Here is a 23,527-nt window from a genome sequence, read left to right as displayed (position 1 = left end):
GCTCAGAGGCCGTTGTCCTTCAGCACCTGGGCGGCGTTTTCCTTGGTGATCTTCTCGGTCGGCAGAGTGATGGTCTTTTCGACCTTCTCGCCGTTGAGGAACTTGATCGCCTGGCGCAGGCCTTCGGCACCGGGAGTGACATAGGTGAAGGTTGCCGTCAGCTCGCCCTTGTTGACCATCTGCACGCCTTCGTTGGGCAGGCCGTCGATACCAATGAACTTGATGTCCTTCTCGCGGCCGACATCCTTGGCGGCGAGATAGGCGCCGTAGGCCATCGGATCGTTGTGTCCGTAAACGAGATCGATCTTCTCGTTGCTCTTCAGCGCGTTGGCCATCAGATTGTAGGCCTGATCCTGCTTCCAGTCGCCCGATTGCTGGTCGAGCAGATATTTGATGCCCGGCTCCTTGTCGGTGAATTCGTGGAAGCCGTCGTGGCGGTCATGCGCCGGCTGGGTGCCCATGCCGCCCCAGATCTCGACGACGTTGCCTGCAGCCTTGCCCTTGCCGCCAAGCAGTTCGACGGCATATTCGCCGGCCGCGCGGCCGATCAGCGCGTTGTCGCCACCGACGAACTGCGTGTAGTCCTTGGTCTCGACATTGCGGTCGAGCACGAAGACCGGGATCTTGGCATCGATCGCCTGCTGCACGACGCCGGTCAGGCCGGCCGATTCCTTCGGTGACACCAACAGCGCATCGACTTCCTGGCGGATCAGGTTCTCGACATCGGCGACCTGCTTTTCGGTCTTGTCCTCGCCGTCGGTGATGATCAGTTCGACCTCGGGATGCTTGGCGGCTTCGGCCAGAATGTCCTTGTTGAACTGCGCGCGCCAGGGCTCGATGGTCGTCACCTGCGAGAAGCCGATCTTCCACTTCTTGTCCTGGGCGAAGGCATTGCCGGTGGTCAGAAGCGCGGTGGTGGTCAGCAGTGCCGCGGTCACTGCAGCAAGCTTCAGCATGTCACGTCGTTTCATTTTTTGTTTCCTCCGAGATTGAGAGACGGTGTCTCTTGCGACGGCCGCTTTGCCGCGGCCGTTTCCTTGTGCGCCGATTGCCCGCCGGGCAGGCGCAGATAGGCCAGGAGATCACCGGCATTGCGCTCCTGCACGAGCACGGTGCCGATGATGATCATCCCCTTCAGCACCAGCTGAAGGTTCGAATTGATGTTGTGGAGCTGCAGGATGTTGGAGAGCAGACCGAAGATCAGCACGCCGCAGAACGTGCCGGTGAGGCTGCCGCGCCCGCCCATCAGGCTGGTGCCGCCGATGACCACGGCGGCGATGGCGTCGAGCTCCAGCCCGGCGCCGGCATCCGGCTTGCCTTGCCGGTACTGTGCGACATAGAGCACGGCGGCGATGCCGGCGAGCAGCCCCGAGACGGCATAGGTTGCGATCTTGACGCGGCCGGCGGCGATGCCGGAGAGGCGCGCCGCCTCCTCGTTGCCGCCGATGGCATAGACATAGCGGCCGAACGGCGTGAAGCGCAGCACCGCGCCATAGATCAGGATGGCGCTGAGGAAGAACAGGCCCGGCATCGGGATGATGCCGAACACCAGCGAACGCAGGATCTCGAAATCGGCGGTCGCGTTGGAGCCGGTATAGACCGGCAGCACCGCATTGTTCTGGCCGGCGGTCAGCCGTGCGATGCCGAGCGCCGTCACCATCATCGCCAGGGTGACGATGAAGGGCTGCAGGCGCCCGGCAACGATGATGAAGCCGTTGAGCGCGCCGAACAGCAAACCAACGCACGGCGCCACCAGCAGCACGCCGAGCACACCGAATTTCGGCTCGATCTGCGGCAGCAGAAACCACAGCGACAGGCAGCACAGGACCACGCCGACGACGGCGGGCGTGACCAGGCCGCGAATCCCGTCCAGCTTGATCTCACGGAGGAGGTCGGCGCCGGCACGGGATTTTGCCAGGTTCTGGAAAATGAAACGGGTGACGACGAAACCGAGGCAAAGCGCCACCAGGGCGACGGTTGGCACGCCCAGCACGACGCCCGGCGTCACGCCTGGAACCGTCAGCAGCATGGCGCAGACCACCGAGCAGATGGCCATTAGCGAGCCGACGGAGAGATCGATGCCGCCGGTGATGATGACAGCCGTCATGCCAGTGGCGATCAGGCCGGTGGTCGACACCTGGCGCAGCACATCGAGCAGATTGCCGTAGGAGAGGAAGATGTTGTTGCCCTTCGAGCTCATCGGCGAGCCCAGGACACAGATCAGGAAGATGGCGATCAGGCCCCAATAGAGCTTGGTCCGGGACAGGAGTTTCAAAACGGTCATGCGGCTGGTCTCGATATGGTCCGGCGCGGGGCGGCGAGGCGCATGATGGCCTCCTCACTGGCCGCGTCGCGGGAAAGAATGCCTGTCTGGCGGCCATCGGCCATCACCAGGATGCGGTCGGAGAGGTGCAGCAGCTCCGGCAGTTCGGAGCTGATGACGGCGATGGCGAGGCCGTCGCGCGCCAGCTTGAAGATCAGGTCGTAGATCTCGCGTTTGGCGCCGACATCGATGCCGCGCGTCGGCTCGTCGAGCAACAGCACCCTCGGCTTCGTCGCCAGCCATTTGCCGATGACAACTTTCTGCTGGTTGCCGCCCGACAGCGTCCCGGCGGGCTGGTCGATGTCCCGGCAGCGGATGCCGAGGGCCTTGACCGCCTGCCGCGCCAGCCCCTGCTCGCCGGCCAGCGAGCGGATGCCGAAGCGGGCCAGCGAGCCGACCAGCGGCAGCGCGACATTGTCCGCGATCGAAGCCTGCAGATGCAGGCCTTGCGTCTTGCGGTCCTCGGTCACCAGCGCAATGCCCAGCCGCCTTGCATCGCGGGGCGAGCGGATATTCACGGGATGGCCGTCGATACGGATTTCGCCGCCGGTGCGGCCATTGCTCGAGCCGAAGATCGCTTCCAGGATCTCGGTGCGGCCCGAACCCAGCAGCCCGCCAATGCCGAGGATTTCTCCGGCGGCAAGATCGAAGCCGACGCCGTCGATCACCGTGCGCCAACCATGCGCATCGGGCTTCGACAGCGACAGGTTTTCGACCGAAAGCACGGTCATGCCGCTGGTGTTGCGCTCTTCCTCGGAGGAAGCGAGCAGGTTGCGGCCGACCATCGCCGAAATGATCGTATCTTCGTCGAGCCTGGCCATCGGCTCGGTCAGCACATGGCGGCCGTCGCGAAACACGGTGACGCGGCCGGCCAGATGCATGACCTCGTCGATGCGGTGCGAGATGTAGACGATGGCGACGCCGCTGTCGGCAAGCTGGCGGATGATGCGGAACAGCCGCTGGCATTCGGCCGGCGAAAGCGCCGAGGTCGGCTCGTCCATGATCAGGATGCGTGCCGACATCGACAGAGCCTTGGCGATCTCGACCAGTTGCTGCTCGCCGACACGCAGGGCGCCGACGCGGGCTTGCGGATCGAGTTCGATGCCGAGCCGCTGCAACAAAGCACCTGCCGCGCGGCTGCTCGCCTTGCGGTCGACGATCAGCCCGGCGATCAGCTTCTCGCGGCCGAGGAAGATGTTGTCGGCGACGCTGAGCTCGGGCACCAGGTTGAGCTCCTGATGAATGATGGCGATGCCGGCATCCTCGGCGTCGCGCACGCCGGCGAAGCTGGTGGGGCGGCCATCGACGCTCACCGTGCCGTCATAACCGGTATAGACGCCGGAGAGGATTTTCATCAGCGTCGACTTGCCGGCGCCGTTCTCGCCCATCAAGGCATGAACCTCGCCGCGACGCAGCTCAAAGCCGACATCGACAAGCGCGGCGATGCCGCCGAAGCTCTTGGAAATGCGCTCGGCACTCAGAACGATGTGCGACCGATCGGCCGCACCGTGCTCCGGGGACTGGCAATTGCTCTCTTGCATGACAATGGCGGCCTCCCTTCCGTCGTCGTCAACTTCCCGCAAACGCTAATCTAAACGTTTCGATCATGTCAAGCCGATATAAGGTGCCGGACGTTTGGTGCAATTCGATTCTTGCTAAAAAGGACAGGATTCCGTACGTATTGGCCAGCAAGAGTGGCGAAACGTTTCGAAAATGACAGCGTCAGGGCAAAAAAGACACCGCAAATCCACCGCGCCCACCATGCTTCATGTGGCTGAAGCGGCGCGTGTTTCTGTCGCCACCGTTTCGGCGCTGATCAATGGCACGGCGACGGTCAGCCCGGAGCTTAGCCAGCGCATCGAGCAGGCAATCCGCGATATCGGCTACAAGCGCAACGCGATCGCCCGCAGCCTGAAGATGGGCACGACCCGCACCATCGGACTGACCGTGCCGCACATCACCAACCCGTTCTTCACCGATGTCGTCTCGGTCATCCAGCAGGCCTTCGACCGGGCCGGCTATGCCGTCATGCTGTGCTGCACGGACGAGGATTTGAACACCCAGGACGACCAGATCAGGCTGCTGCTCGACCGCATGGTCGACGGGCTGATCGTGGCGCGCGTCGGCGACGGCGCGATCCTCAAGCGGATCGTCGACGACGCCAACGTGCCGGTCGTGCTGCTCGATCGTATCTGCAAAGGCATCGACACCGATGCCGTGGTGCTGGACAACCAGCGCGCGGTGTTCGACGCCATCACCTATCTGATCAATCTCGGCCACCGGCGCATCGGTTACATCACCGGCACCTCGGACATCTCGCCGATGCATGACCGCATGGCGGGATATCGCGAGGCGCTTCACGCCGCCGGCCTGCCGATCGCCGAGGAGTTGATCCGCTTCGGCAATTTCCACGAGATCGACGGCTATAACGAAACCATGCAGATGCTTTCCTCGCATGATCGGCCAAGCGCGATCTTCTCGGCCAACAATCCGATGGTGATCGGCACCATGAAGGCGATCCGCGACATCGGCCTGTCCTGCCCGGAAGACATTTCGGTCGCCTGCTTCGACGACTTTCCATGGTCCGACGTGTTCCAGCCGCAGTTGACCACGGTGGCCCAGCCGGTGCAGGCGATCGGCGAACAGGCGGCCAATCTGCTTCTCGACCGTCTCGCCGGCAACAGGGACGCGCCGCCGCGCAAGCTTTTGCTCAAGGGCCGGCTGATGATCCGCAATTCATGCCGTCCGCTCGGCGCGATTGCGCAGAGCGTGAGCGCGTAGCCTTCCCCCGGCGTAAGTCGTACCAGGATTTGTCAGGCCGCCTGCGACAGGGATTTGTGCGCGTCGGCCAGGATCTCGAACGACCGCACCCGTGCCGCATGATCAAAAATCTGCGCGGTGACCATCAGCTCGTCGGCACCGGTGCGGCGCACGAAGGCATCGAGGCCTTGCCGCACCGTTTCCGGAGAGCCGACGACGGCGCAGGACAATGCCTGGCCGAGCATTGTCTTTGCCATCGGATCGAGATCGCGGTCATAGTTCTCGACAGGTGGCGGCAGCCGGCCGGCCCGACCGGTGCGCAGATTGACGAAAGCCTGTTGCAGCGAGGTGAACAACAAACGGGCCTCCGCATCGGTGGGCGCGGCGAAGACATTGAGGCCAAGCATGACATGCGGCTTGTCGAGCTGCTCGGACGGCTGGAAGCGCGAGCGGTAGACATCCAGCGCGTGATCCAGCTCCGCCGGCGCGAAATGCGAAGCGAAGGCGTAGGGCAGGCCGAGCATGGCGGCGAGCTGCGCGCCGTAGAGGCTGGAGCCGAGGATCCAGACCGGCACGTTCTGGCCTTCGCCGGGCACGGCGCGAATTCGCTGGCCTTCCTCGGCCGGCTGGAAATAGCCCATCAGCTCGACGACATCCTGAGGGAAATTGTCGACCCCGGCCTCGAGATTGCGGCGCAAGGCACGGGCGGTGCCCATGTCGGTGCCGGGCGCCCGGCCGATGCCGAGATCGATGCGGCCCGGATGCAAGGCGGCCAGCGTGCCGAACTGCTCGGCAATCACCAGCGGCGAATGGTTGGGCAGCATGATGCCGCCGGCGCCGACGCGAATGGTCTTGGTACCGCCGGCGACATGGGCAATGACGACGGCTGTGGCCGCGCTGGCGATACCCGGCATGTTGTGATGCTCGGCCAGCCAGAAACGCTTGTAGCCCAGGCGCTCGGCATGGCGGGCAAGATCGAGCGAGTTGGCCAGCGACTGCGAGGCATCGCTGCCTTCGACGATCGGCGACAGGTCGAGAACGGAAAGAGCGGTCATGGATGGGATCCTGTGTCAGGACCGCATGTAGGAAGCATCCGGCGGCGCCGCAAATTCAAAAATATTGATCAGCCTTTGATAGCTTCGGGGTCGGCGATGTCGTCCTCCTCGACGACAACCGCGTGCTGCGCGGCGAGAAAATTGCCGACATGGCTGAGCCCGTCGAAATGATCGCAGAATACCTTGATGACGACCAGCAGCGGCACCGCCATCAGGGCGCCGACGAAGCCCCACAACCATGACCAGAAGGCGATGGCGATCAAGATTGCCACGGCGTTGATCTCCAGACGCCGGCCGACCACCATCGGCGTCACGAACTGGCCTTCGACGATGTCGCACAAGATCACGAAGGCCGGCGCCAGAAGCGCGTAGAAGATGGTATCGAAGCTGATCAACGCCATGACCGTGACAAGCACGATGGTGATCAGCGCTCCGACATAGGGCAAGAAGTTGAGCAACGCCGCGGCGGCTCCCCAGACCAGCGGGTTGGGCATGCCGAGCGCCCACAAACCGAGAGCGATGACCGTGCCGAGGCCGGCATTGATGATGGAGACGGTGAGCAGATAGTGCGAGATTTCGCGCTCGACGTCATAGACGACGCGCAGCGCCCGTTTCTTTTCGCTGAGGCTGGCGAAGGACTGGATGATCTTTTCATAAAACATCGTGCCGGAGGCGAGCAGGAACAGCGACAGCACGAAAATGATAGTCAGGCCTGTTCCGGCCGACAGGATGTTGCTGGCGGCCGCCGACAGGATGCCGGACTGCGCCATCGCCACCCTCTGGATGCCCGGCTCCTGCGACGTCTGGGTCAGCTGTTCGATCTGATGCGAAATCTGCATGATCTTCTCGAGTGGGCGGCGCAATTGCGCCAGCCGTTCGGCAAGTTGCTGGCCTATCGAAGAGGTGTTGTTGATGAGGTCGATGATCGGTCCGCTGAGGAGGTAGCCTACGCTGGCAAAGATGCAGATCGACAACAGCACCAGAAGGGTCGCCGAAACCACTTCGGAGATGCCGTGCCTGCGCAGGAGCCTAACGATCGGCGTCAGCGTCAGCGCCAGCAGGAAAGCCAGAATGACCGGCATGAAGAAAGCGCGAGCGAAGTAGAGCGCATAGATGGCCATGAACAGGAAAATGCCGACGAGCAGCGAGCGCATCAGATGCGTGTCGGCGCGGGCCGCAACGCGCGAATCCGACTCGTCGGCGATGGCGCGGCCCAAGGCAGCGGGTTCGGTTTTCATGCTCACCCTCGAGCCGGCGCCCTCGGCGATCGGCTATTGCTTGCATGAACGCAGAGTTATGGGCGCAGGTTCCATGAGCCGGCTTCCGGAATGAGGCCCGTTTGCACGGGTCCGGAAATCAGAGCGCGCCGCAGCATCCAGGCCTGCACTCACGGAGTTGGAAGAAAGATTTGGCTTCTTCCGAATGTCGTGGCGACGAGAACGAAAAATCCGGCCCTTCTCAATGGTAGCAGCCAGCAGCCGACATTTCCGTCAGGCTGGTGCGGTGACGGCTGTGGCAGCCCTGGCTGTTTCCTTGCGCACGATCGGCGCCACCCTGGTGCCGTAGAGTTCGATCGCCTTCATGATCTTGGCATGCGGCATGGTGCCGATCGCCATTTGCAGCAGGAAGCGGTCATTGCCGAAGATCTTGTGCTGGGCGACGATCTTCTCAGCCACTTGCTCGGGACCGCCGACGAACAACGCGCCGTTCGGGCCGCGCGACTGGTCGAAATGCGCTTGGGATGTCGGACCCCAGCCGCGCTCGCGGCCGATGCGGTTCATCACCTCCGCCTGCGGGCCGTAAAAATCGTCGGCCGCCTGCTCGGTCGTCTCGGCGATGAAGCCGTGCACGTTGATGCTGGTGGCAAGGCCCCTCGGGTCGCTGCCGGCGCGCTTGGCGGCTTCGCGATAGAGATCGAACAGCGGCGCGAAGCGCGCCGGCTCGCCGCCGATGATGGCGAGCGCCAGCGGCAGGCCGAGCGCACCCGCGCGGGCGGCAGACTGCGGCGTGCCGCCAATGGCGATCCAGACCGGTAGCCTGTCCTGGAAGGGCCGGGGATAAACGCCGCGATCGTTGATCGGCGCGCGCAGATTGCCGGACCAGGTGACCTTCACGCTGTCGCGGATGGCAAGTAGCAGATCGAGCTTTTCGGCGAACAGCTCGTCATAGTCCTCGAGGTTGTAACCGAACAGCGGGAAGGATTCGATGAACGAGCCGCGTCCGGCCATGATCTCGGCGCGGCCGCCCGACAGAAGGTCGAGCGTTGCGAACTGCTGGAACACGCGCACCGGGTCATCGGAAGACAGAACGGTGACGGCACTGGTCAGCTTGATGCGCTTCGAGCGCTCGGCGGCCGCGGCCAGGGCCACGACCGGTGCGGAGGCGGCATAGTCGGGCCGGTGATGCTCGCCGAGGCCGAAGACGTCGAGGCCTACCTGATCGGCCAGCTCGACCTCCTCGATCAGGTTGCGCAGCCGCTCATGCGGGCCGATGGCGCCGGGGCCCGGCTGCGGGCTGACGTCGGCGAAGGTGTAGAGACCGAGTTCCATCTAATGTCATCCTGGTGTTGGAATTTGCCGCTAGACGTAGCCATCCGCCAACCTCGCCGCCAGAGGCGCGACGGTGAACAGTGCATGTCGTTTTCGGTTCAATCTCTTCGTCGCAATTCCCAAGGGAAAGCGCTGCGCGCTTTTCCCGGGAAAACCGTTTCACACTTCCCTGAAATTGCTCCAAAGGCGTCTCCCGAGTGCAACAGCCGACAATTTCATGGCTGCCATGCCGTTTTGGCGCTTGAACTCTCGGTTTTCGCGCGTATGTAAGCGTCGCGAATTGACTTCAGGGAAGTGGACTTGGCTATCTACAGGGAAAAAGACGTTTTCGAGCGGCGCAATGCCGCAAACGAGGCAAAGAAGGCGCTCCTCGAGCGCTTCAAGGCAAAGCCGGCGGCGGATGATCCCGCTGTGCTGGCGCGGCAGGCTGAACGCAAGGCGATCCTTGCGGCCCGCGAAATCCGCGAAGCTGAAAAGGCTCGGCTGAAGCAGGAGAAGCTGGCACGCGAAGCGGTCGAGAAGGCCGAGCGCGAGGCAGCAGCCGAAGCGGCACGTATCGCCGCCGAGGAAGCTGCACAGGCTGAGGCCAAGATTCGGGAATCCGAAGAGAACGAGCGCATCGCCCGTTTTCTGGCCGACGAAGCCGAACGCAAGGCCAAGCGTGACGCGCGTTATGCGGCACGCAAGCAGCGCACCGGCAGGACGCCGCCGGGCTTCTCCGCCCGCTAGCCTCAGGATTACCGAAGCAGCCAGCTTCGACAATCAGGGTCGCCTCACAGCGGCCCTGAAGGTGTTTGTCCCATGTCGCCCAAATATTGGTCCCGGTTCTGGGAGGATGACATGCGCAAACCAAAAGACCGTCAGGCGGCGAACTTCAGCCCCATGATGCCGCAGACAATGAGCGCGATGCAGGCCAGCCTGATCGCGGTGGCTGGTTCGCCGAGCAGCCAGATGCCGAGCAGTGCCGTACCGACGGTGCCGATGCCGGTCCACACCGCATAGGCGGTGCCAACGGGCAGCGCCTTCAGCGCCAGGCCGAGCAGAGTGAGGCTGACGACCATAGAGGCAACGGTCAGCACGGTCGGCACCAGTTTCGAGAAGCCATCTGTGTATTTGAGGCCGATTGCCCAGCCGATCTCGAACAGGCCGGCGAAAAAGAGAAGAATCCACGACATCGACAACGCTCCATCAGAGCATCGGACCGAAAAGCGATTTTCGGCGTCCGACGATCAGTCAAACAATGGCGGGTCGTCCCGTCCGGATTTTGGGGAGGCGCGAGGTCGTCCCCGCCACGCCAATATAGGAATTTCGAGCGCTCGATCAACAGCGGCCGGCAACAGTATCGCCGGCCGTAATCTTATTGCGAAGTGGATCGCCGGACCTACTTGTCCTTGAGCTTCATCGCCTTGACCGGCGGCGCCTTCAGCGCGGGAGCCGGAGCGGGCTTCTTGGCGTCCTTCTTCGGCTTGCGGGCTTCCTTGCCTGCCTTCATCGCACCTTTAGCCATGATTCGTACCTCCTGATGTGGGACGCCAAGTGAAACAAGAGAACCGCCCGACCGCAAGGGGTTAGCGACCGTTGCCGGCGTCGCCGGATCGCTTTCAACCGGTTTCTAATTTGCTCGTAAACCATGACGGTCCGTGCGATGGTCATTTTCGCACTGCAGCATCGACCCGAGCTTCGCCGGGTGATCGTCAGGCAGGCCGTCAGGACGACAATGCGAATCCACATCGGCTGCGAGATGAGCTTCGACTTTCCCCAGGAAACGCCGCTCATCGCGATGCTGAATGTGCATTATTCGCGTGCCTCCGATCTCGAGCGGCCGGATTTCCTGATTTCCAACCCGCCGGTGCCGATCGAAAGCTATCGCGACAGTTTCGGCAATTGGTGCAACCGGTTCGTCGCGCCGCCCGGGCGTTTCACCTTCGGCACCGACGCGGTGATCCGCGATCCCGGCACTTTCGAGATGGGCGACCTGATGGCCTGGCAGCACGAGGTTCGCGACCTGCCGGCGGACACGCTGCTGTTCCTGCTGCCCAGCCGTTTTTGCGAAAGCGACCTTCTGGCTGATGAAGCGTGGCGGCTGTTCGGCAACACGCCGCTGGGCATTCCGCGCGTGCAGGCGGTCTGCGACTTCGTCCACAACCACATCGTCTTCAACTACGGCAATGCTCGGCCGACACGCACCGCCGCGGAAGCTTATCGCGAACAGAGCGGCGTGTGCCGAGACTACGCGCATCTCGCGGTCACCTTCTGCCGGGCGCTCAACATACCAACGCGCTATTGCACCGGCTACATCAGCGACATCGGCATGCCGAAGCCGTGGGCGAGCATGGATTTCTGCGCCTGGATGGAAGTCTATCTCGGCGGCCGCTGGCATGTCTTCGACCCGCGCAACAATGCACCGCGCATCGGCCGCATCCTGATCGCCTCCGGCCGCGACGCCGCCGACGTGCCGCTGACCCATATATTCGGCCCGGGAGCGCTTGCCGGCTTCAAGGTGTGGACCAGCGAGATCGTCGAGTAGTCGTTTCTGCCTACGAGTCTCTAACGACAGACCTCTTTAACGACCGCCGTTTTTGAACGAGCCAGCGGTTCACACGTTGTGATGGCTGTGGAGCTTCTTCCATCTGACCATTAGACTGGGTGTGCATCGAATGGGGACAGCACCATGGCCGGACACGGCGGCTCAAAAAAGGTGATCTACGCGGCGCTCGCCGGCAATTTCGCCATCGCGCTGACCAAGTTCGCCGCCGCCGCCTTTACCGGCAGTTCGGCGATGCTGTCGGAGGGCGTGCATTCGCTGGTCGATACCGGCAATGGCGGCCTGCTGCTCTACGGCATGCACCGCGCCGCCCGCCCGGCCGATCGCACGCATCCGCTCGGTCACGGCCGCGAACTCTACTTCTGGAGCTTCATCGTCGCGCTCCTCGTCTTCGCGCTGGGCGCCGGCGTGTCGTTCTACGAAGGCGTGATCCATATGATGGCGCCGGAGCCGGTCGCCAACGCCGAGGTGACCTACATCGTGCTCGGCCTTTCCTTCCTTTTCGAAGGCAGTTCGTGGTGGGTGGCGCTGAAGGAGTTCCGCCAGCAGAAGGGCAAGCAGGGCTGGCTGCGGGCGGTGCAGTCGAGCAAGGATCCGAGCGTCTACACCGTGCTGTTCGAGGACAGTGCAGCACTTCTCGGCCTGATCGTCGCGTTCGCCGGCATCCTGGCGGCGGAAGTTCTAGAGATGCCGGAACTCGACGGCGCCGCCTCGATCGGCATTGGGCTGATCCTGGGCGCGACGGCGATCTTCCTGGCCCGCGAAAGCAAGGGACTGCTGATCGGCGAGCCGGCATCGCCCGAGGTGCAGATGAAGGTGCTGGCGATCGCCCAGCAGGATCCGGCGGTGCAGCGGGCGAACGGCGTCCTGACCGTCCATATGGGGCCGGCAGAGATCGTCGCCGGGCTGAGCATCGAGTTCGAGGACCATTTGACTGCGCCCGAGATCGAAGCTTGCGTCGAGCGCCTGGAGGCGCAGCTGAAGAAGGAGATGCCGGAGATCACACGGCTGTTCGTCAAGCCACAGACGGCAGGCACCTGGGAGAAGCGGCGCAAGCTGATCGACACCGCATCCGATCCGGCTCTGGACTAGCGCCGCGCCATTGCCTGGCTGCCTTGACCCGCTAGATTACCGGGATTCAGGAGGAACGAAGATGAAGATCGACGGCGGCTGCCACTGCGGCGCCATCACCTACGAGGCGGAGGTCGACCCGGAGAACACCGGAATCTGCCACTGCACCGATTGCCAACAACTGACCGGAACGGCTTTTCGCGTGACCGTGGGCGCGCCGGAAGGCCACTACCGGATCACCAAGGGTGCGCCAAAGGTCTATATCAAGACAGGATCGAGCGGCGACAAGCGCGCGCAGGGCTTTTGCGGCGAGTGCGGCTCGCATCTCTACGCGACATCGGTTGGCGACGGGCCGAAGGTTTATGGCATCCGGGTCGGCACGGCGCGACAACGTGAACAGTTAGTCCCGAGACGGCAAAGCTGGCACCGCTCGGCGCTGCCCTGGTTGCCGGAATTCCCGGGTATGACGACCAAGGAAGAGCAGTAGCGCCGTCCGGCGCCGCGCCTCAATCGTCGCCTTCGACGACCCTCAGCCTGAGCTGCCCGGTTTTCGAATCGGCAACGCGTGCGCCAGTATCGACCTTCGCGGCGGGAGCCCGTGACGCTGCGTCCGCGGCGGCATCGCCGTCGGGCTGTGCGCCGAACTCCAGCGCTTCGATCTTCTGGCCGCGCTTGGTGACCTTCGACGTCGAAACCAGGATGTCGTCGATGTCCTTGGCCGACTGGCCGAAATGGACCTGCAGCTTGCGCACCCGCTCATCGACGCGCGCGACATCCTCCATCAGCCGAATGACCTCGCCCTGGATCAGATGCGCCTGTTCGCGCATGCGGGCATCCTTGAGGATCGCCTGGATGACCTGGATCGACAGCATCAGCAGCGACGGCGAGACGATGACGATTCGGGCACGGTGCGCCTTGTGGACGATCGCCTCGAAATTCTCGTGGATCTCGGCGAATACCGATTCCGAGGGCACGAACATGAAGGCGGTGTCCTGCGTCTCGCCCTGGATCAGGTATTTTTCCGAGATATCGCGGACATGGATCTCGATGTCGCGGCGGAAGGCCTGCGAGGCGGCCTTCTGCAGGTCGGCGCCGTCGGCGGCGCGGATGGCATTCCAGGCTTCGAGCGGAAACTTGGCGTCGATGGCCAGCGACGGTGCGCCGTTCGGCATCTTCACCAGGCAGTCAGGACGGCTGCCGTTCGACAGCGTCGCCTGGAATTCATAGGCGCCATGGGGCAGGCCGTCGGCAACGATCGCCTCCATGCGAGACTGACCGAAAGCACCGCGCGTCTGCTTATTGGAGAGGATCGCCTGCAGCTGCACCACTTGGCCGGCGAGCGACTGGATGTTGCCCTGCGCGACATCGATGATGGCCAGCCGCTCCTGCAATTTGGCCAGGCTCTCATGCGTGGATTTGGTCTGCTCGGTCATGGTCTGGCCGAGCCGGCCGGTCATGGCGTCGAGGCGCTGGCCGATCGATTGCGTCAGCTCCGCCTGCCGTGCGCCGAACACTTCCGCAATGGCGCCCATGCGACCCTGCATTTCGGCCTGGCTTTGCAGAATTCCGGCCATCCGCACTTCCGCGTCGCGGGCATGATCGGCGGCTTCGGCAGCCGCCACGGCGCGCGCCTTCGCCGACCGCCACAACGCGATGACCAGCGCCACGAACAGGGCCAGAAACAGCAAAGCGCCGAACGCCAGCGCATGGCCGAGCGTGACGGTTGTGGCGCCGAGCCGGGCGACAGGCTCCGAAAGGATGGTGCTCAAATCATTCATGTGGACAGCATAGACGATTCGCCACGATAGCACAGATCAAAACGTGAACGAGCCTGATGCCGACCGGTTGACGCTTTTCGCTGGAGGTCTTAGGTGGAACGCCATGCCGATCAAGCCGCTCATCATCCTTCCCGACCCCATCCTGCGCCAGGTTTCCAAGCCCGTGGAGCGTGTCGACGCGCCGTTGCGCAAATTAGCCGACGACATGCTGGCGACCATGTATGACGCGCCGGGCATCGGCTTGGCGGCGATCCAGATCGGCGAGCCGCTGCGCTTGCTGGTGATCGATCTGGCCAAGGAAGACGAGACGCCGGCGCCGCATGTCTTCATCAATCCGGAAATCCTGGAGAGCGCCGACGCGCGCTCCGTCTACGAGGAGGGCTGCCTGTCGATCCCGGATTATTACGCCGAGGTCGAACGCCCGGCCGCCGTGCGGGTCAAGTATCTCGACCGCGACGGCAAATTGCAGGAGATGGAGGCCGAAGGCCTGATGGCGACCTGCCTGCAGCATGAGATCGACCACCTCAATGGCGTCCTGTTTATCGACCACATCTCGAAGCTGAAGCGCGACATGGTGGTGAAGAAATTCAAGAAGCTCGCCAGGGACAAGGCGCCGGGCAAGCTGGCGGGATAGGGATCATTCGAGCACGCCACGCAAAACCCAATCCCTGCCAAGCTCGAACGCTTTTGCACCGATCTCTAATGCAAGCGCGCGAGATTCTGGCGAGATGATCAGCACCAGAGAGACAACCACGGCTAACACCATCATTAGCAGGGTGTTATAAATGGCGAAATTGCTCTCTCTTCGCCTCGACAATTCGCCTTTCTCGTATCGTTCTTCGACCGATTTGTATTCAGCTATTGGCTTCCTGCGTTTCCCCAAGGGATTTTGAGCGCGCTGCATATGAAGCTCCCAGGACAGATCCGCGAAGCATACGCCTGAACAGTTGGTGTAGACTTAATGGACCGTTTTGAGTGGCTGGGTGAAGGGGCGGAACTCTTGTTGATCAATGACTCCGGGGGTGATATCAGTGATATCAAATCTTGGAGGCATCCATGGGCGATATGTTGATCAGAGATATTCCCGAACCCTTGAAGCGCGAAATCGAACACGCGGCGCGCAAGGGCGGCCAAAGTCTGTCGGGCAAGGCGATCGATCTCTTGCGTAAAGGCATGGTCGCGGAGAAAGAAGCCAAACCGGAGCCGGGACTTTCCGCGTGGGATGCCATTCGTTCGGCGTTCGCTGCTGAAAATGCAATAGGCGATGAATTTTCCGAGATAATGGACCAAATCGAAGCGGACGGAAAACGCGACTTCGGCCATCCAGTTGAGGATTTCGAGTGATCATCCTCGATACCAATGTTGTTTCCGAAGCCAGCAAACCGGCGCCCGACTTGAATGTCTCCGCCTGGTTCCGCAAACAGGATCTTCTCGCACTCTACATGTGTGGGCCAGTCATCATGGAGCAGTCTTTCGGGGCCGAACGGTTTTTGAACAAGACGGGATCAGACCGTTATATTCGCGTGCTCGATCAGCTGATTTCGCAGCAGTTCGCCGGCCGTATCGTGGAATTTTCCGGTTCGATCCCCCGACTTGCCGGCAAGCTGCGGGCGACGCGGGAAAGAATTGGCCGTCCGATCAGTCTTTCCGACGCCATGATTGCCGCGATCTGCCTCGCCCATGATGCGACGCTTGCCACGCGCAACGTTCGCGACTTCGACGAGCTTGACCTGAAGCGCGTAAACCCGTTTGAAGCGGACGCCTGAGCCGGCACACGGTGCGAGCAAGAAGACAGGATACCAGAAGAAAAAATGCCCCTTCGCGTCATCTTCATGGGCACGCCGGAGTTTTCGGTGCCGACTTTGCGCGCGATCGCCGAGGCTGGCCATGAGATATCAGCCGTCTATACCCAGCCGCCGCGCGCCGCAGGACGACGCGGGCTGGAGCTGACGCCGTCGCCGGTACAGCGCGAGGCGGAGCGGCTGGGCATTGAAGTCCGGGCGCCGGTTTCGCTCAAGGGCGAGGCCGAGCAGGCCGCTTTCCGTGCCTTGCAGGCCGATGTCGCCGTGGTCGTCGCCTATGGCTTGCTGCTGCCGAAGGCGGTTCTCGAGGCGACCCGGCTCGGCTGCATCAACGGCCATGCGTCGCTTCTGCCGCGCTGGCGCGGTGCCGCGCCGATCCAGCGCGCCATCATGGCCGGCGACCTGGAAAGCGGCATGATGGTGATGCGCATGGAAGAGGGGCTGGACACCGGCCCGGTCGGGCTGGTTGAAAAATGCGCCATCGAACCCGATATGACAGCCGGCGATCTGCATGATCGGTTGATGAGTGTCGGTGCTGCCTTGATGGTGGAAGCGCTGGCGCGACTGGAAAGGAATACCCTGACATTCACCACACAAGCTGTGGATGGGGTGACCTACGCCAAGAAAATCGATAAATCCGAGACTCGCGTGGACTGGACTCGCTCAGCAAGTGAGGTCCACAATCATATTCGCGGCCTGTCGCCCTTTCCCGGCGCGTGGTCGGAGATAGGAATTGGCGGCCGTCAGGAGCGGCTGAAACTGCTTCGCTCGACGCTGTCGCAAGGCCTGTCGCTTTGGGAAGAGTTGGGCGAGTCGGGAGGAATTCTCGATGACCGGCTGACGGTCGCCTGTGGGGCAGGCGCGATCAGGCTGGTCGAAGTTCAACGCGCGGGCGGAAAGCCCGCTGCCGCGTCGGAGTTCCTGCGCGGGGCCAAGATCGAAAAAGGACTGAAATTCTCATGAGCATGATGTCGATACGCGCGGCAACGCCGCGGGATCGCGAGGCCATCCGCCTCGTCGAGGAACACGCTTTCGGCCAGCAGGCGGAGGCCGGTCTGGTCGACGCGCTGGTGACCGGCGGCGACGCTGTTGCCGAACTGGTGGCGGAAGAGGACGGCCAGGTGGTCGGCCACATCCTGTTTTCGCGGCTGTTCGTCCAGAATGGCGGCAAGACTTTCGCGGCCGTGGCGCTGGCACCGCTGGCGGTGGAGCCCTCGTTCCATGGCAGCGGCATCGGCGGCGCGCTGATCCGCGAGGCGCATATCCGCCTCAGGGATGCCGGCGAAACGCTGGCTGTGGTGCTCGGCGACCCCATCTATTACGGGCGTTTCGGATATAGCCACACGCGTGCCGAGAACTTCGAAAGCGAATACCAGGGCGAAGCGCTGCAGGCGCTGGCTTGGGGCGACGCGCCTGAGGCCGGCACGCTGGTCTACGCCTCCGCCTTCACCGCTCTCGCCGCGTAGGCGAGAGCGTATAGCCGCCCGGCATGCCGCGTTTTCGCCTCGACATCGAATATGATGGCAGTCTGTTTGCCGGCTGGCAGCACCAGGCGGATCAGCCTTCGGTGCAACAGGCGATCGAGCGGGCGATCGAAAAATTCTGCGGCGAAGCGATCCGGCTGCGCGCCGCCGGCCGCACCGATGCCGGCGTCCATGCGACCGCGCAGGTGGCGCATGCCGACCTCGCCAAGGCGTGGCCGGGCGACAAGGTGCGTGATGCCGTCAACGCCCATCTGCAGGCGGGCGGGGCGCGCATCGCCATCCTGAAAGCGACAGTCGTCTCCGACAGCTTCGACGCCCGCTTCTCGGCCATCGGCCGCCACTATCTCTACCGCATCCTGAACCGCCGTGCCCCGGCCGCGCTCGACAAGGGCAAGGTATGGTGGGTGCCGAAGCGGCTCGACGTCGGCACCATGCACGAAGCGGCGAAAGCCCTGCTCGGACGGCATGATTTCACCACCTTCCGCTCGACCCAGTGCCAGGCCAACAGCCCGATCAGGACGCTGGAACGGCTCGATGTGAGCCGACAGGGCGACATGATCGAGGTCAGGGCTTCGGCGCGCTCGTTCCTGCACAATCAGGTACGTTCGATGGTCGGCTCGCTCAAGCGCGTCGGCGACGGCGGCTGGACCGCGGCCGACCTGAAAACGGCGCTCGAGGCGCACGACCGCGCCGCCTGTGGCCAAGTGGCGCCGCCCGACGGGCTGTTTCTCACCGGTGTCGATTATCCAGTCGAGACGAGCCCGGACAGGCTCTGAACTCCGGCATCCTCCGGCACGGTGATGCCGAGCAGCGCCTGCAGGCCGAACAGCACCAGCAGCGAGGCGATGAACATGCCGACGAAAACGGCGGTGCCGACCGATGCGCCCCTGCCGATCGTGGCGTTGGTCATGCGCCAGATCAGCACCATCGACAGGGCAAACAGGAACAGCGACACAAGGCTCGCAGCCTGGCTTGCGGACGACAGGAAAAGCCGGATCAGCGCCGAGGGCAGCATCAGCCATGCGGTGATGGCCGAAGCCCAGTTGCTGGCGACGACGTAGTGGACGAAGCGGCCGCCGATGCCGGCGCGCGGCGCGATCAGGGCGAGCGCAACCAGCGGCAGCACCCAGGAGCCGATGTCGACCGTCGCCAGGCGGACCAGCATGCTGAAGCGGCCCGCGAAGGCGTCGGGATCGCCGATTTCGTTGGCGATGCCGACCCAGCCGACGATCAGCGCTGGTGCTGCAACGACAATGGCGAAGAAGGAATTCCAGAAGCCGTCGGCCGACAGGTCGAGCAGGCGCAGGCCGTCGGCCTTGCCGAGCATCAATCGCCAGGCGCCCGTCAGCGAAGCTTGGGTTTCGTCCGCCGAAAGCATGCTGTTCAGCCCTGTCCGAACCAGTCTTCTATGAAGCGCTGGTAGATTTGCGTCAGCGTTTCCAAATCGGCAATGGCGACGCGCTCGTCGACCATATGCATTGTCTTGCCGACCAGCCCGAACTCGACCACCGGACAATAGTCCTTGATGAAACGCGCGTCGGACGTTCCACCGGAGGTCGACAGCGTCGGCTCCTTGCCGACCGCCGACTTGATCGAGCCGCGCAGCGTTTCGATAAGCCTGTCGTCGCGGGTCAGGAAGACATGGCTCGGCCGGTCGCGCCAGACGAGCTCGTAGTCGACCGGCGTCTTCTTGCCCTGCCGGTACTTCCTGCGCCTGGCCGCCTGGTCGAGCCGGTTGTGGATCTCGGCCTGCAGGGTCTCGTCCGTCCAGGTGTCGTTGAAGCGGATGTTGAAGGTCGCGGTCGCTTTGGCCGCAATGACATTGGTGGCGGGGTTGCCGACATCGATGGAGGTGATCTCCAGATTGGTCGGCTGGAAATCCCTGGTCCCCTTGTCGAAAACCGGATGCAGCAAGGCGTCGACCAGGCTCATCAGCCCGCGCACCGGATTGTCGGCAAGCAGGGGATAGGCGACATGGCCCTGGCGGCCATTGACGGTGACCGCGCCGGACATCGAGCCGCGGCGGCCGATCTTGATCATGTCGCCGAGAGCGTCCGGATTGGTCGGCTCGCCGACGACAGAGGCATCCCATTTCTCGCCCCGCGAAGCCGCCCATTCGAGCAGCTTCACCGTGCCGTTGATGGCCGGGCCTTCCTCGTCGCCGGTGATCAGCAGCGAGACCGACCCTTTCGGACCGCCATTGGCCTCGACATGGCGCGCCACGGCGGCGATGAAACAGGCAATGCCGCCCTTCATGTCGACGGCGCCGCGGCCATACATCTCGCCATTGGCGATCTCGGCGGCGAAAGGCGGATGCGTCCAGGCGGCTTCGTCGCCGACAGGCACCACGTCAGTGTGTCCGGCGAACATCAGATGCGGGCCATTGCCGGAGCGCCTTGCATAGAGGTTTTCGATATCGGGCGTGCCGTCTTCGGAAAACACCGGCCGATCGACCAGGAAGCCGAGCGGTTTGAGCATCGTCTCCAGCGCGGTCAGCGCGCCGCCCTCAGCGGGCGTCACCGAAGCGCAACGGATAAGGGCGGCGAGGTTTTCGGCGGGATCGGTCGGCAGCGTCATGGCAAAAGCGATAGTCGAAAGCGCAGGGCCTGTCACGGCCAGACATAGGGGCCAGCGTCATGGCTGGCGATGCCGCCAATATTATGGTTTTCATGTCGTATAGCTCCGACCCGGCGCGGCGACAGGATGGCAGACAAGGACAGAAGGATCGTCATAGCCGGTGCCGGCAGCATCGGCTGCTATGCCGGCGGCTGCCTGGCGCTGGCCAACCGAGAGGTCATTCTGCTGGCTCGGCCGCGCATCGAGGCAGCGTTGCGGCAGGGTGGATTGCGGGTCAGCGACCTCCAGGGCCGCGATCGCTCGATCAAGCCCGAGGCGCTTGTCGTCACCGTCGATCCGGCCGCCGCTTTGCCGCTGGCGGACGTGATCCTGGTCACGGTCAAGAGCGGCGCCACCCAGGATATGGCGGATCTTATCAAAGCCCATGCCCGGCCCGACGCCGTGGTGATCAGCCTGCAGAACGGCGTCGACAATGCCGACAGGCTGCGCGCTGAACTTGCCGGACGTACGGTGCTGGCCGGCATGGTGCCGTTCAATGTGGTGCAGTCGCCGGACGGCGAACTGCCGCTGCGCGTTCACCGCGCCAGCGACGGCACGGTAATGGTCGAGGATGGCGACGCCGGCCTGGTCGGCCTGCTTGGCGTCGAAGGGTTTGCGGTCGAAACCCATGGCGACATGAAGGCTGTGCTGTGGGGCAAGCTGCTGATGAATTTGAACAACGCGCTGGTGGCGCTTTCCGGCCTGCCGCTGGCAACCGAGCTGGCCGATCGGCGCTGGCGGCTGATCCTGGCCAGCCAGATCGACGAGGCCCTGAGAGCGATGAGAGCGTCCGGCATCGAGCCGGCGCGGATCGCCGGCCTGCGGCCGGCGTTGCTGCCGAAGGTGCTCAGGCTGCCGGACTGGCTGTTCAAGCTGCTGGCGCGGCGCTTGCTGGCGATCGACCTGCAGGCGCGCTCGTCGATGTGGGACGATCTTCAGCGCGGCCGGCCGACAGAGATCGACGACCTGCAAGGCGCCATCTTGCAGCTGGCGGGGAAGGCCGGCACGCCCGTGCCGACGGTTCAGCGGATCACCGCTTTGGTGCGCGCGGCGGAAGCGGAGCGGCTTGGCTCGCCGGGCCTGGCGCCGGAGCGGGTTGTTGCACCGGCCGGCCGTCGATCAACGTGATCTTCTGCCAGATTTTCCGCGACAGGTTGGATGCCAGGTTCTCGATGTCGTTGACGCCGTCGATGACCACGTCGTCATTGACCGACTGCGCGAAGAGCGCTGCGATCTTGCCGGTGATCGACAGCATTTCGGAGCAATAGTCGAGGTAACGCGCCAGGTCGGCGGCATTGGTGATGCGGGCCGGCGAGTGCGCCGTCGGCTTGAAATCGGCCGAAAGGGCTGCCGGATCCTTGGTCAACTGGTGCATGTCGATGACATGGATCAGCGAACGCAGGCCGTGCAGCTGGCGAAACACCCTTTTGCGCTTGATGCGCTCCTCGGTGCGGATCAGAGCAAGCAAGCCCAACACAGCGAGTATGACGGTGTTGATCGAAGCCTCTATGCCTTGCACCGACTGCAGGGCATCGTGGGTTCCCGAAATGCGGTCGATCGGCAAGATGGTACCGACGAACAGGAACACCAGCACACCCGTGACGAAGGCGGCGACGATGAGCCCGCGCAGCCACCAGATCGGTGCTTCGAGCACCTTGGCCGCCTTGGCCAGATCGCGCGACAGCGAGACCAGTTCGGCGGCGACGCCACGCAATCCCGCTTCAGGGAAACGGTCGGCGATCCGCTCTTCCAGCCGCTCGGCGGTTTCGACGATCAGTTTCGGATCAAGCGTGCGGTAGCGCATGTCCGATCGGCCCTCAGGATTGTTCCGGCTCGTTGGTGCGCCGGCCATAGCGGTTGGGTCCAGGCTGCCCTGGAAACAGGCACAACACAAGGAAGGCGACGATCGACACCACCGGCACGAACAGGATCAGCGCGGCAATGCCCGGCTTGTCCAAATCGTGCAGCCGCTTCACCGCCAGGGCGATGTTCGACCACAGCGAGGCGATGAAGGCGACGAAGAAGATGAACGACCACATGTTGCTCTCGGCCGAGCCTTCCGGCACCAGCGTGAAGCGGTAGAGCGGGAAGGCCTGGATGATGGCGACGAGCAACCCGCCAAGAAAATAGGCCGCGCGACTGACGCGGCCCGAGGTTTTGAAGAAAAGCCAGGTGAGATCTGATCTGTCAGGCAAGCGGGTCCGGTCCATATTGATTGGCGCCTCTGGCGCCTTCGAGAATGCCGCATTCCACCAGAAACCAGATCGGGCCGATGAGCGGCACCAGCATGATCAGGCTCCACCAGCCCGACTTGCCGCGATCATGCCAGCGCTTGGCGTAGACTGCGAGCGCGAAATAGATCGAGGCCAGAGCGATGAGAATGCCGATGATGCCGATCTGGGCGCCACTGGCGGTGGTCAGACGTGTACCGAGGATCGCATCGAGAATGAAGGCAACGATGCCAATGACGATGAAAACGCCAATCGCGGCCCAGAACTTGCCACGGTTGATGCGACCATCAAAACTTGTGAGCAGATACTTCCAGTCCATGTCACCCCTCCATCTTGAACCAGCGCGACCGATTGTCGCGCCGGCGGAAGGTGCGCTCGCTTTGCGCAAAGATCAATCGCGCAGCAATTCGTTGATCGAGGTTTTGGAGCGGGTCTTGGCGTCGACACGCTTGACGATGACGGCGCAGTAGAGGTTGGGACCCGGCTCGCCGTTCGGAAAGGGCTTGCCCGGCATCGTTCCGGCGACGACGACGGAATTCGGCGGCACTTCGCCATAGAAGATCTCGCCGGTGGCGCGGTCGACGATCTTGGTCGACTGGCCGATGAAGACGCCCATGCCGAGCACCGAGCCTTCGCGCACGATGCAGCCCTCGACCACTTCCGAACGCGCGCCGATAAAACAATTGTCCTCGATGATGGTCGGGCCGGCCTGCATCGGCTCCAGCACGCCGCCGATGCCGACGCCGCCGGACAGATGCACGTTCTTACCGATCTGGGCGCAGGAGCCGACCGAGGCCCAGGTGTCGACCATGGTGCCGCTGTCGACATACGCGCCGACATTGACGAAGGACGGCATCAGCACGGCGCCCGGTGCGACATAGGCCGAACGGCGCACGACCGACGACGGCACGGCTCGGAAGCCCGCCTTTTCGAAATCGACGGCACTCCAGCCGTCGAACTTCGACGGCACCTTGTCCCACCACACCGCCTCGCCGGGCCCCCCCTTGATGATCTCCATCGGGTTGAGCCGGAACGACAACAGCACGGCCTTCTTCAGCCACTGGTTGACATGCCACTTGCCGTCGGCCTGCCGCTCGGCGACGCGGACGGCGCCGCGGTCGAGCAGATCGAGCGCCGACTGGATGGCGTCGCGCGTTTCGCCGCGCGTTGCCGTCGAAATCGCGTCGCGTTCCTCGAAGGCCTTCTCGATGGTCTTTTCGAGGCTCGCCAGATCGGGCTTCGACATGAATTCGCTCCATTACCAAGCTGTTAAGGGGCAACGCCTTAACCTGTTTTGAAAGTCGCGCGGACCC

28 protein-coding genes are annotated in these 23,527 nt (G+C 63.4%); 12 read left to right on the top strand and 16 right to left on the bottom strand.

All coding sequences use genetic code 11. The annotated features are described in order from the left end of the window. Positions 1-2: 2 nt before the first annotated feature. Genes NKJ67_RS21295 through NKJ67_RS21285 form a run of 3 tightly spaced genes read right to left on the bottom strand, consistent with a single transcriptional unit; the run spans position 3 to position 3,864 of the window. Entirely contained in the window at positions 3-971 is a 969-nt protein-coding gene (locus tag NKJ67_RS21295; protein WP_127267673.1) for a substrate-binding domain-containing protein, read from the bottom strand. Then, positions 968-2,284, bottom strand: coding sequence for an ABC transporter permease (locus tag NKJ67_RS21290; RefSeq protein ID WP_352582866.1), 1,317 nt, complete (start codon positions 2,282-2,284; stop codon positions 968-970). The genes NKJ67_RS21295 and NKJ67_RS21290 overlap by 4 nt, the downstream gene beginning before the upstream one ends. Next, entirely contained in the window at positions 2,281-3,864 is a 1,584-nt protein-coding gene (locus tag NKJ67_RS21285; RefSeq protein WP_352582864.1) for a sugar ABC transporter ATP-binding protein, read from the bottom strand. Before NKJ67_RS21285 ends, NKJ67_RS21290 begins: the two co-directional genes overlap by 4 nt. A 220-nt stretch (positions 3,865-4,084) precedes the next feature. Here NKJ67_RS21285 and NKJ67_RS21280 point away from each other — a divergent pair, with 220 nt between their 5' ends. Beyond that, a complete protein-coding gene (locus tag NKJ67_RS21280) occupies positions 4,085-5,104 on the top strand; it encodes a LacI family DNA-binding transcriptional regulator (protein ID WP_127267670.1) in 1,020 nt (339 codons plus the stop codon). A gap of 32 nt (positions 5,105-5,136) precedes the next feature. Here the strand turns inward: NKJ67_RS21280 and NKJ67_RS21275 are convergent, their stop codons facing one another. From NKJ67_RS21275 to NKJ67_RS21265, 3 genes are all read right to left on the bottom strand, one after another. After that, on the bottom strand, positions 5,137-6,138 hold the full coding sequence (locus NKJ67_RS21275) for an LLM class flavin-dependent oxidoreductase (protein WP_127328151.1): 1,002 nt from the start codon (positions 6,136-6,138) through the stop codon (positions 5,137-5,139). 68 nt (positions 6,139-6,206) lie between these two features. After that, positions 6,207-7,376, bottom strand: a complete 1,170-nt coding sequence (locus NKJ67_RS21270) for an AI-2E family transporter (protein ID WP_352582861.1) — start codon at positions 7,374-7,376, stop codon at positions 6,207-6,209. A 252-nt stretch (positions 7,377-7,628) separates the two neighbouring features. Further along, the gene (locus NKJ67_RS21265; protein WP_292337483.1) at positions 7,629-8,687 is read right to left on the bottom strand and encodes an LLM class flavin-dependent oxidoreductase; all 1,059 of its coding nucleotides are present in this window, start codon (positions 8,685-8,687) and stop codon (positions 7,629-7,631) included. A 300-nt stretch (positions 8,688-8,987) separates the two neighbouring features. Here NKJ67_RS21265 and NKJ67_RS21260 point away from each other — a divergent pair, with 300 nt between their 5' ends. Continuing rightward, positions 8,988-9,416, top strand: a complete 429-nt coding sequence (locus NKJ67_RS21260) for a DUF6481 family protein (RefSeq protein ID WP_023761392.1) — start codon at positions 8,988-8,990, stop codon at positions 9,414-9,416. A gap of 131 nt (positions 9,417-9,547) precedes the next feature. Here the strand turns inward: NKJ67_RS21260 and sugE are convergent, their stop codons facing one another. After that, a complete protein-coding gene (gene sugE / locus NKJ67_RS21255; RefSeq protein WP_013528463.1) occupies positions 9,548-9,862 on the bottom strand; it encodes a quaternary ammonium compound efflux SMR transporter SugE in 315 nt (104 codons plus the stop codon). A 206-nt stretch (positions 9,863-10,068) separates the two neighbouring features. Continuing rightward, the gene (locus NKJ67_RS21250) at positions 10,069-10,194 is read right to left on the bottom strand and encodes a hypothetical protein (protein ID WP_013528464.1); all 126 of its coding nucleotides are present in this window, start codon (positions 10,192-10,194) and stop codon (positions 10,069-10,071) included. A 210-nt stretch (positions 10,195-10,404) separates the two neighbouring features. Between NKJ67_RS21250 and NKJ67_RS21245 the strand changes: the two genes are divergently transcribed. From NKJ67_RS21245 to NKJ67_RS21235, 3 genes are all read left to right on the top strand, one after another. Beyond that, positions 10,405-11,214, top strand: a complete 810-nt coding sequence (locus tag NKJ67_RS21245) for a transglutaminase-like domain-containing protein (protein ID WP_352582859.1) — start codon at positions 10,405-10,407, stop codon at positions 11,212-11,214. Positions 11,215-11,358: 144 nt separating this feature from the next. Next, on the top strand, positions 11,359-12,324 hold the full coding sequence (locus tag NKJ67_RS21240) for a cation diffusion facilitator family transporter (RefSeq protein ID WP_352582857.1): 966 nt from the start codon (positions 11,359-11,361) through the stop codon (positions 12,322-12,324). Positions 12,325-12,385: 61 nt separating this feature from the next. Beyond that, on the top strand, positions 12,386-12,790 hold the full coding sequence (locus tag NKJ67_RS21235) for a GFA family protein (RefSeq protein ID WP_023810754.1): 405 nt from the start codon (positions 12,386-12,388) through the stop codon (positions 12,788-12,790). Between the two features lie 19 nt (positions 12,791-12,809). Here NKJ67_RS21235 and NKJ67_RS21230 read toward each other — a convergent pair whose 3' ends face one another. After that, positions 12,810-14,081 (bottom strand): DNA recombination protein RmuC, encoded by a 1,272-nt coding sequence (locus tag NKJ67_RS21230; protein ID WP_127269360.1) that lies wholly within the window; start codon positions 14,079-14,081, stop codon positions 12,810-12,812. Positions 14,082-14,184: 103 nt separating this feature from the next. On the opposite strand from NKJ67_RS21230, the gene def reads away from it, so the two are divergent. Then, on the top strand, positions 14,185-14,715 hold the full coding sequence (gene def / locus NKJ67_RS21225) for a peptide deformylase (RefSeq protein ID WP_352582855.1): 531 nt from the start codon (positions 14,185-14,187) through the stop codon (positions 14,713-14,715). 3 nt (positions 14,716-14,718) lie between these two features. Here def and NKJ67_RS21220 read toward each other — a convergent pair whose 3' ends face one another. Then, positions 14,719-14,985, bottom strand: coding sequence for a hypothetical protein (locus NKJ67_RS21220; RefSeq protein ID WP_127396468.1), 267 nt, complete (start codon positions 14,983-14,985; stop codon positions 14,719-14,721). Positions 14,986-15,137: 152 nt separating this feature from the next. Here NKJ67_RS21220 and NKJ67_RS21215 point away from each other — a divergent pair, with 152 nt between their 5' ends. The 5 genes from NKJ67_RS21215 to truA are packed head-to-tail and all read left to right on the top strand — an operon-like array spanning position 15,138 to position 18,143. Next, a complete protein-coding gene (locus NKJ67_RS21215; RefSeq protein WP_127328141.1) occupies positions 15,138-15,425 on the top strand; it encodes a plasmid stabilization protein in 288 nt (95 codons plus the stop codon). Beyond that, entirely contained in the window at positions 15,422-15,847 is a 426-nt protein-coding gene (locus NKJ67_RS21210) for a type II toxin-antitoxin system VapC family toxin (RefSeq protein ID WP_127383449.1), read from the top strand. The genes NKJ67_RS21215 and NKJ67_RS21210 overlap by 4 nt, the downstream gene beginning before the upstream one ends. A 45-nt stretch (positions 15,848-15,892) precedes the next feature. Beyond that, complete coding sequence (gene fmt, locus NKJ67_RS21205) at positions 15,893-16,846, top strand: methionyl-tRNA formyltransferase (protein ID WP_127271004.1); 954 nt, start codon at positions 15,893-15,895, stop codon at positions 16,844-16,846. After that, the gene (locus NKJ67_RS21200) at positions 16,843-17,349 is read left to right on the top strand and encodes a GNAT family N-acetyltransferase (protein WP_127271002.1); all 507 of its coding nucleotides are present in this window, start codon (positions 16,843-16,845) and stop codon (positions 17,347-17,349) included. The genes fmt and NKJ67_RS21200 overlap by 4 nt, the downstream gene beginning before the upstream one ends. A 23-nt stretch (positions 17,350-17,372) precedes the next feature. Further along, the gene (gene truA / locus NKJ67_RS21195; RefSeq protein ID WP_292337487.1) at positions 17,373-18,143 is read left to right on the top strand and encodes a tRNA pseudouridine(38-40) synthase TruA; all 771 of its coding nucleotides are present in this window, start codon (positions 17,373-17,375) and stop codon (positions 18,141-18,143) included. On the opposite strand, the gene NKJ67_RS21190 is transcribed toward truA, so the two are convergent. Together NKJ67_RS21190 and dapE are read right to left on the bottom strand one after the other, a co-directional pair. Next, complete coding sequence (locus NKJ67_RS21190) at positions 18,110-18,745, bottom strand: transporter (RefSeq protein WP_292337488.1); 636 nt, start codon at positions 18,743-18,745, stop codon at positions 18,110-18,112. The genes truA and NKJ67_RS21190 overlap by 34 nt on opposite strands. A 5-nt stretch (positions 18,746-18,750) precedes the next feature. Further along, positions 18,751-19,944: a succinyl-diaminopimelate desuccinylase gene (gene dapE / locus NKJ67_RS21185; protein WP_127273255.1), complete on the bottom strand. Its 1,194-nt coding sequence runs from the start codon at positions 19,942-19,944 to the stop codon at positions 18,751-18,753. 126 nt (positions 19,945-20,070) lie between these two features. On the opposite strand from dapE, the gene NKJ67_RS21180 reads away from it, so the two are divergent. After that, positions 20,071-21,111 carry a 2-dehydropantoate 2-reductase gene (locus NKJ67_RS21180; RefSeq protein ID WP_292337490.1) on the top strand — a complete coding sequence of 347 codons (1,041 nt, stop codon included), beginning with the start codon at positions 20,071-20,073 and terminating at the stop codon, positions 21,109-21,111. Here NKJ67_RS21180 and NKJ67_RS21175 read toward each other — a convergent pair. The 4 genes from NKJ67_RS21175 to dapD all read right to left on the bottom strand — a co-directional run bounded on the left by NKJ67_RS21175 (position 21,014) and on the right by dapD (position 23,460). Beyond that, entirely contained in the window at positions 21,014-21,787 is a 774-nt protein-coding gene (locus NKJ67_RS21175) for a hypothetical protein (protein WP_127318320.1), read from the bottom strand. The two genes, NKJ67_RS21180 and NKJ67_RS21175, sit on opposite strands and share 98 nt — an antisense overlap. Before the next feature lie 13 nt (positions 21,788-21,800). After that, positions 21,801-22,178 carry a DUF805 domain-containing protein gene (locus NKJ67_RS21170; protein ID WP_023810766.1) on the bottom strand — a complete coding sequence of 126 codons (378 nt, stop codon included), beginning with the start codon at positions 22,176-22,178 and terminating at the stop codon, positions 21,801-21,803. Beyond that, on the bottom strand, positions 22,171-22,533 hold the full coding sequence (locus NKJ67_RS21165; protein ID WP_127318322.1) for a DUF805 domain-containing protein: 363 nt from the start codon (positions 22,531-22,533) through the stop codon (positions 22,171-22,173). Before NKJ67_RS21165 ends, NKJ67_RS21170 begins: the two co-directional genes overlap by 8 nt. Positions 22,534-22,605: 72 nt before the next feature. Continuing rightward, the gene (gene dapD, locus NKJ67_RS21160) at positions 22,606-23,460 is read right to left on the bottom strand and encodes a 2,3,4,5-tetrahydropyridine-2,6-dicarboxylate N-succinyltransferase (RefSeq protein WP_127269742.1); all 855 of its coding nucleotides are present in this window, start codon (positions 23,458-23,460) and stop codon (positions 22,606-22,608) included. Positions 23,461-23,527 lie beyond the last annotated feature (67 nt).

This window comes from Mesorhizobium sp. M0088, assembly GCF_040322895.1.
GTDB lineage: Bacteria > Pseudomonadota > Alphaproteobacteria > Rhizobiales > Rhizobiaceae > Mesorhizobium.
Note: the sequence above shows the minus strand (reverse complement) of the source record. Positions and strands in the feature narration are given on the sequence as shown.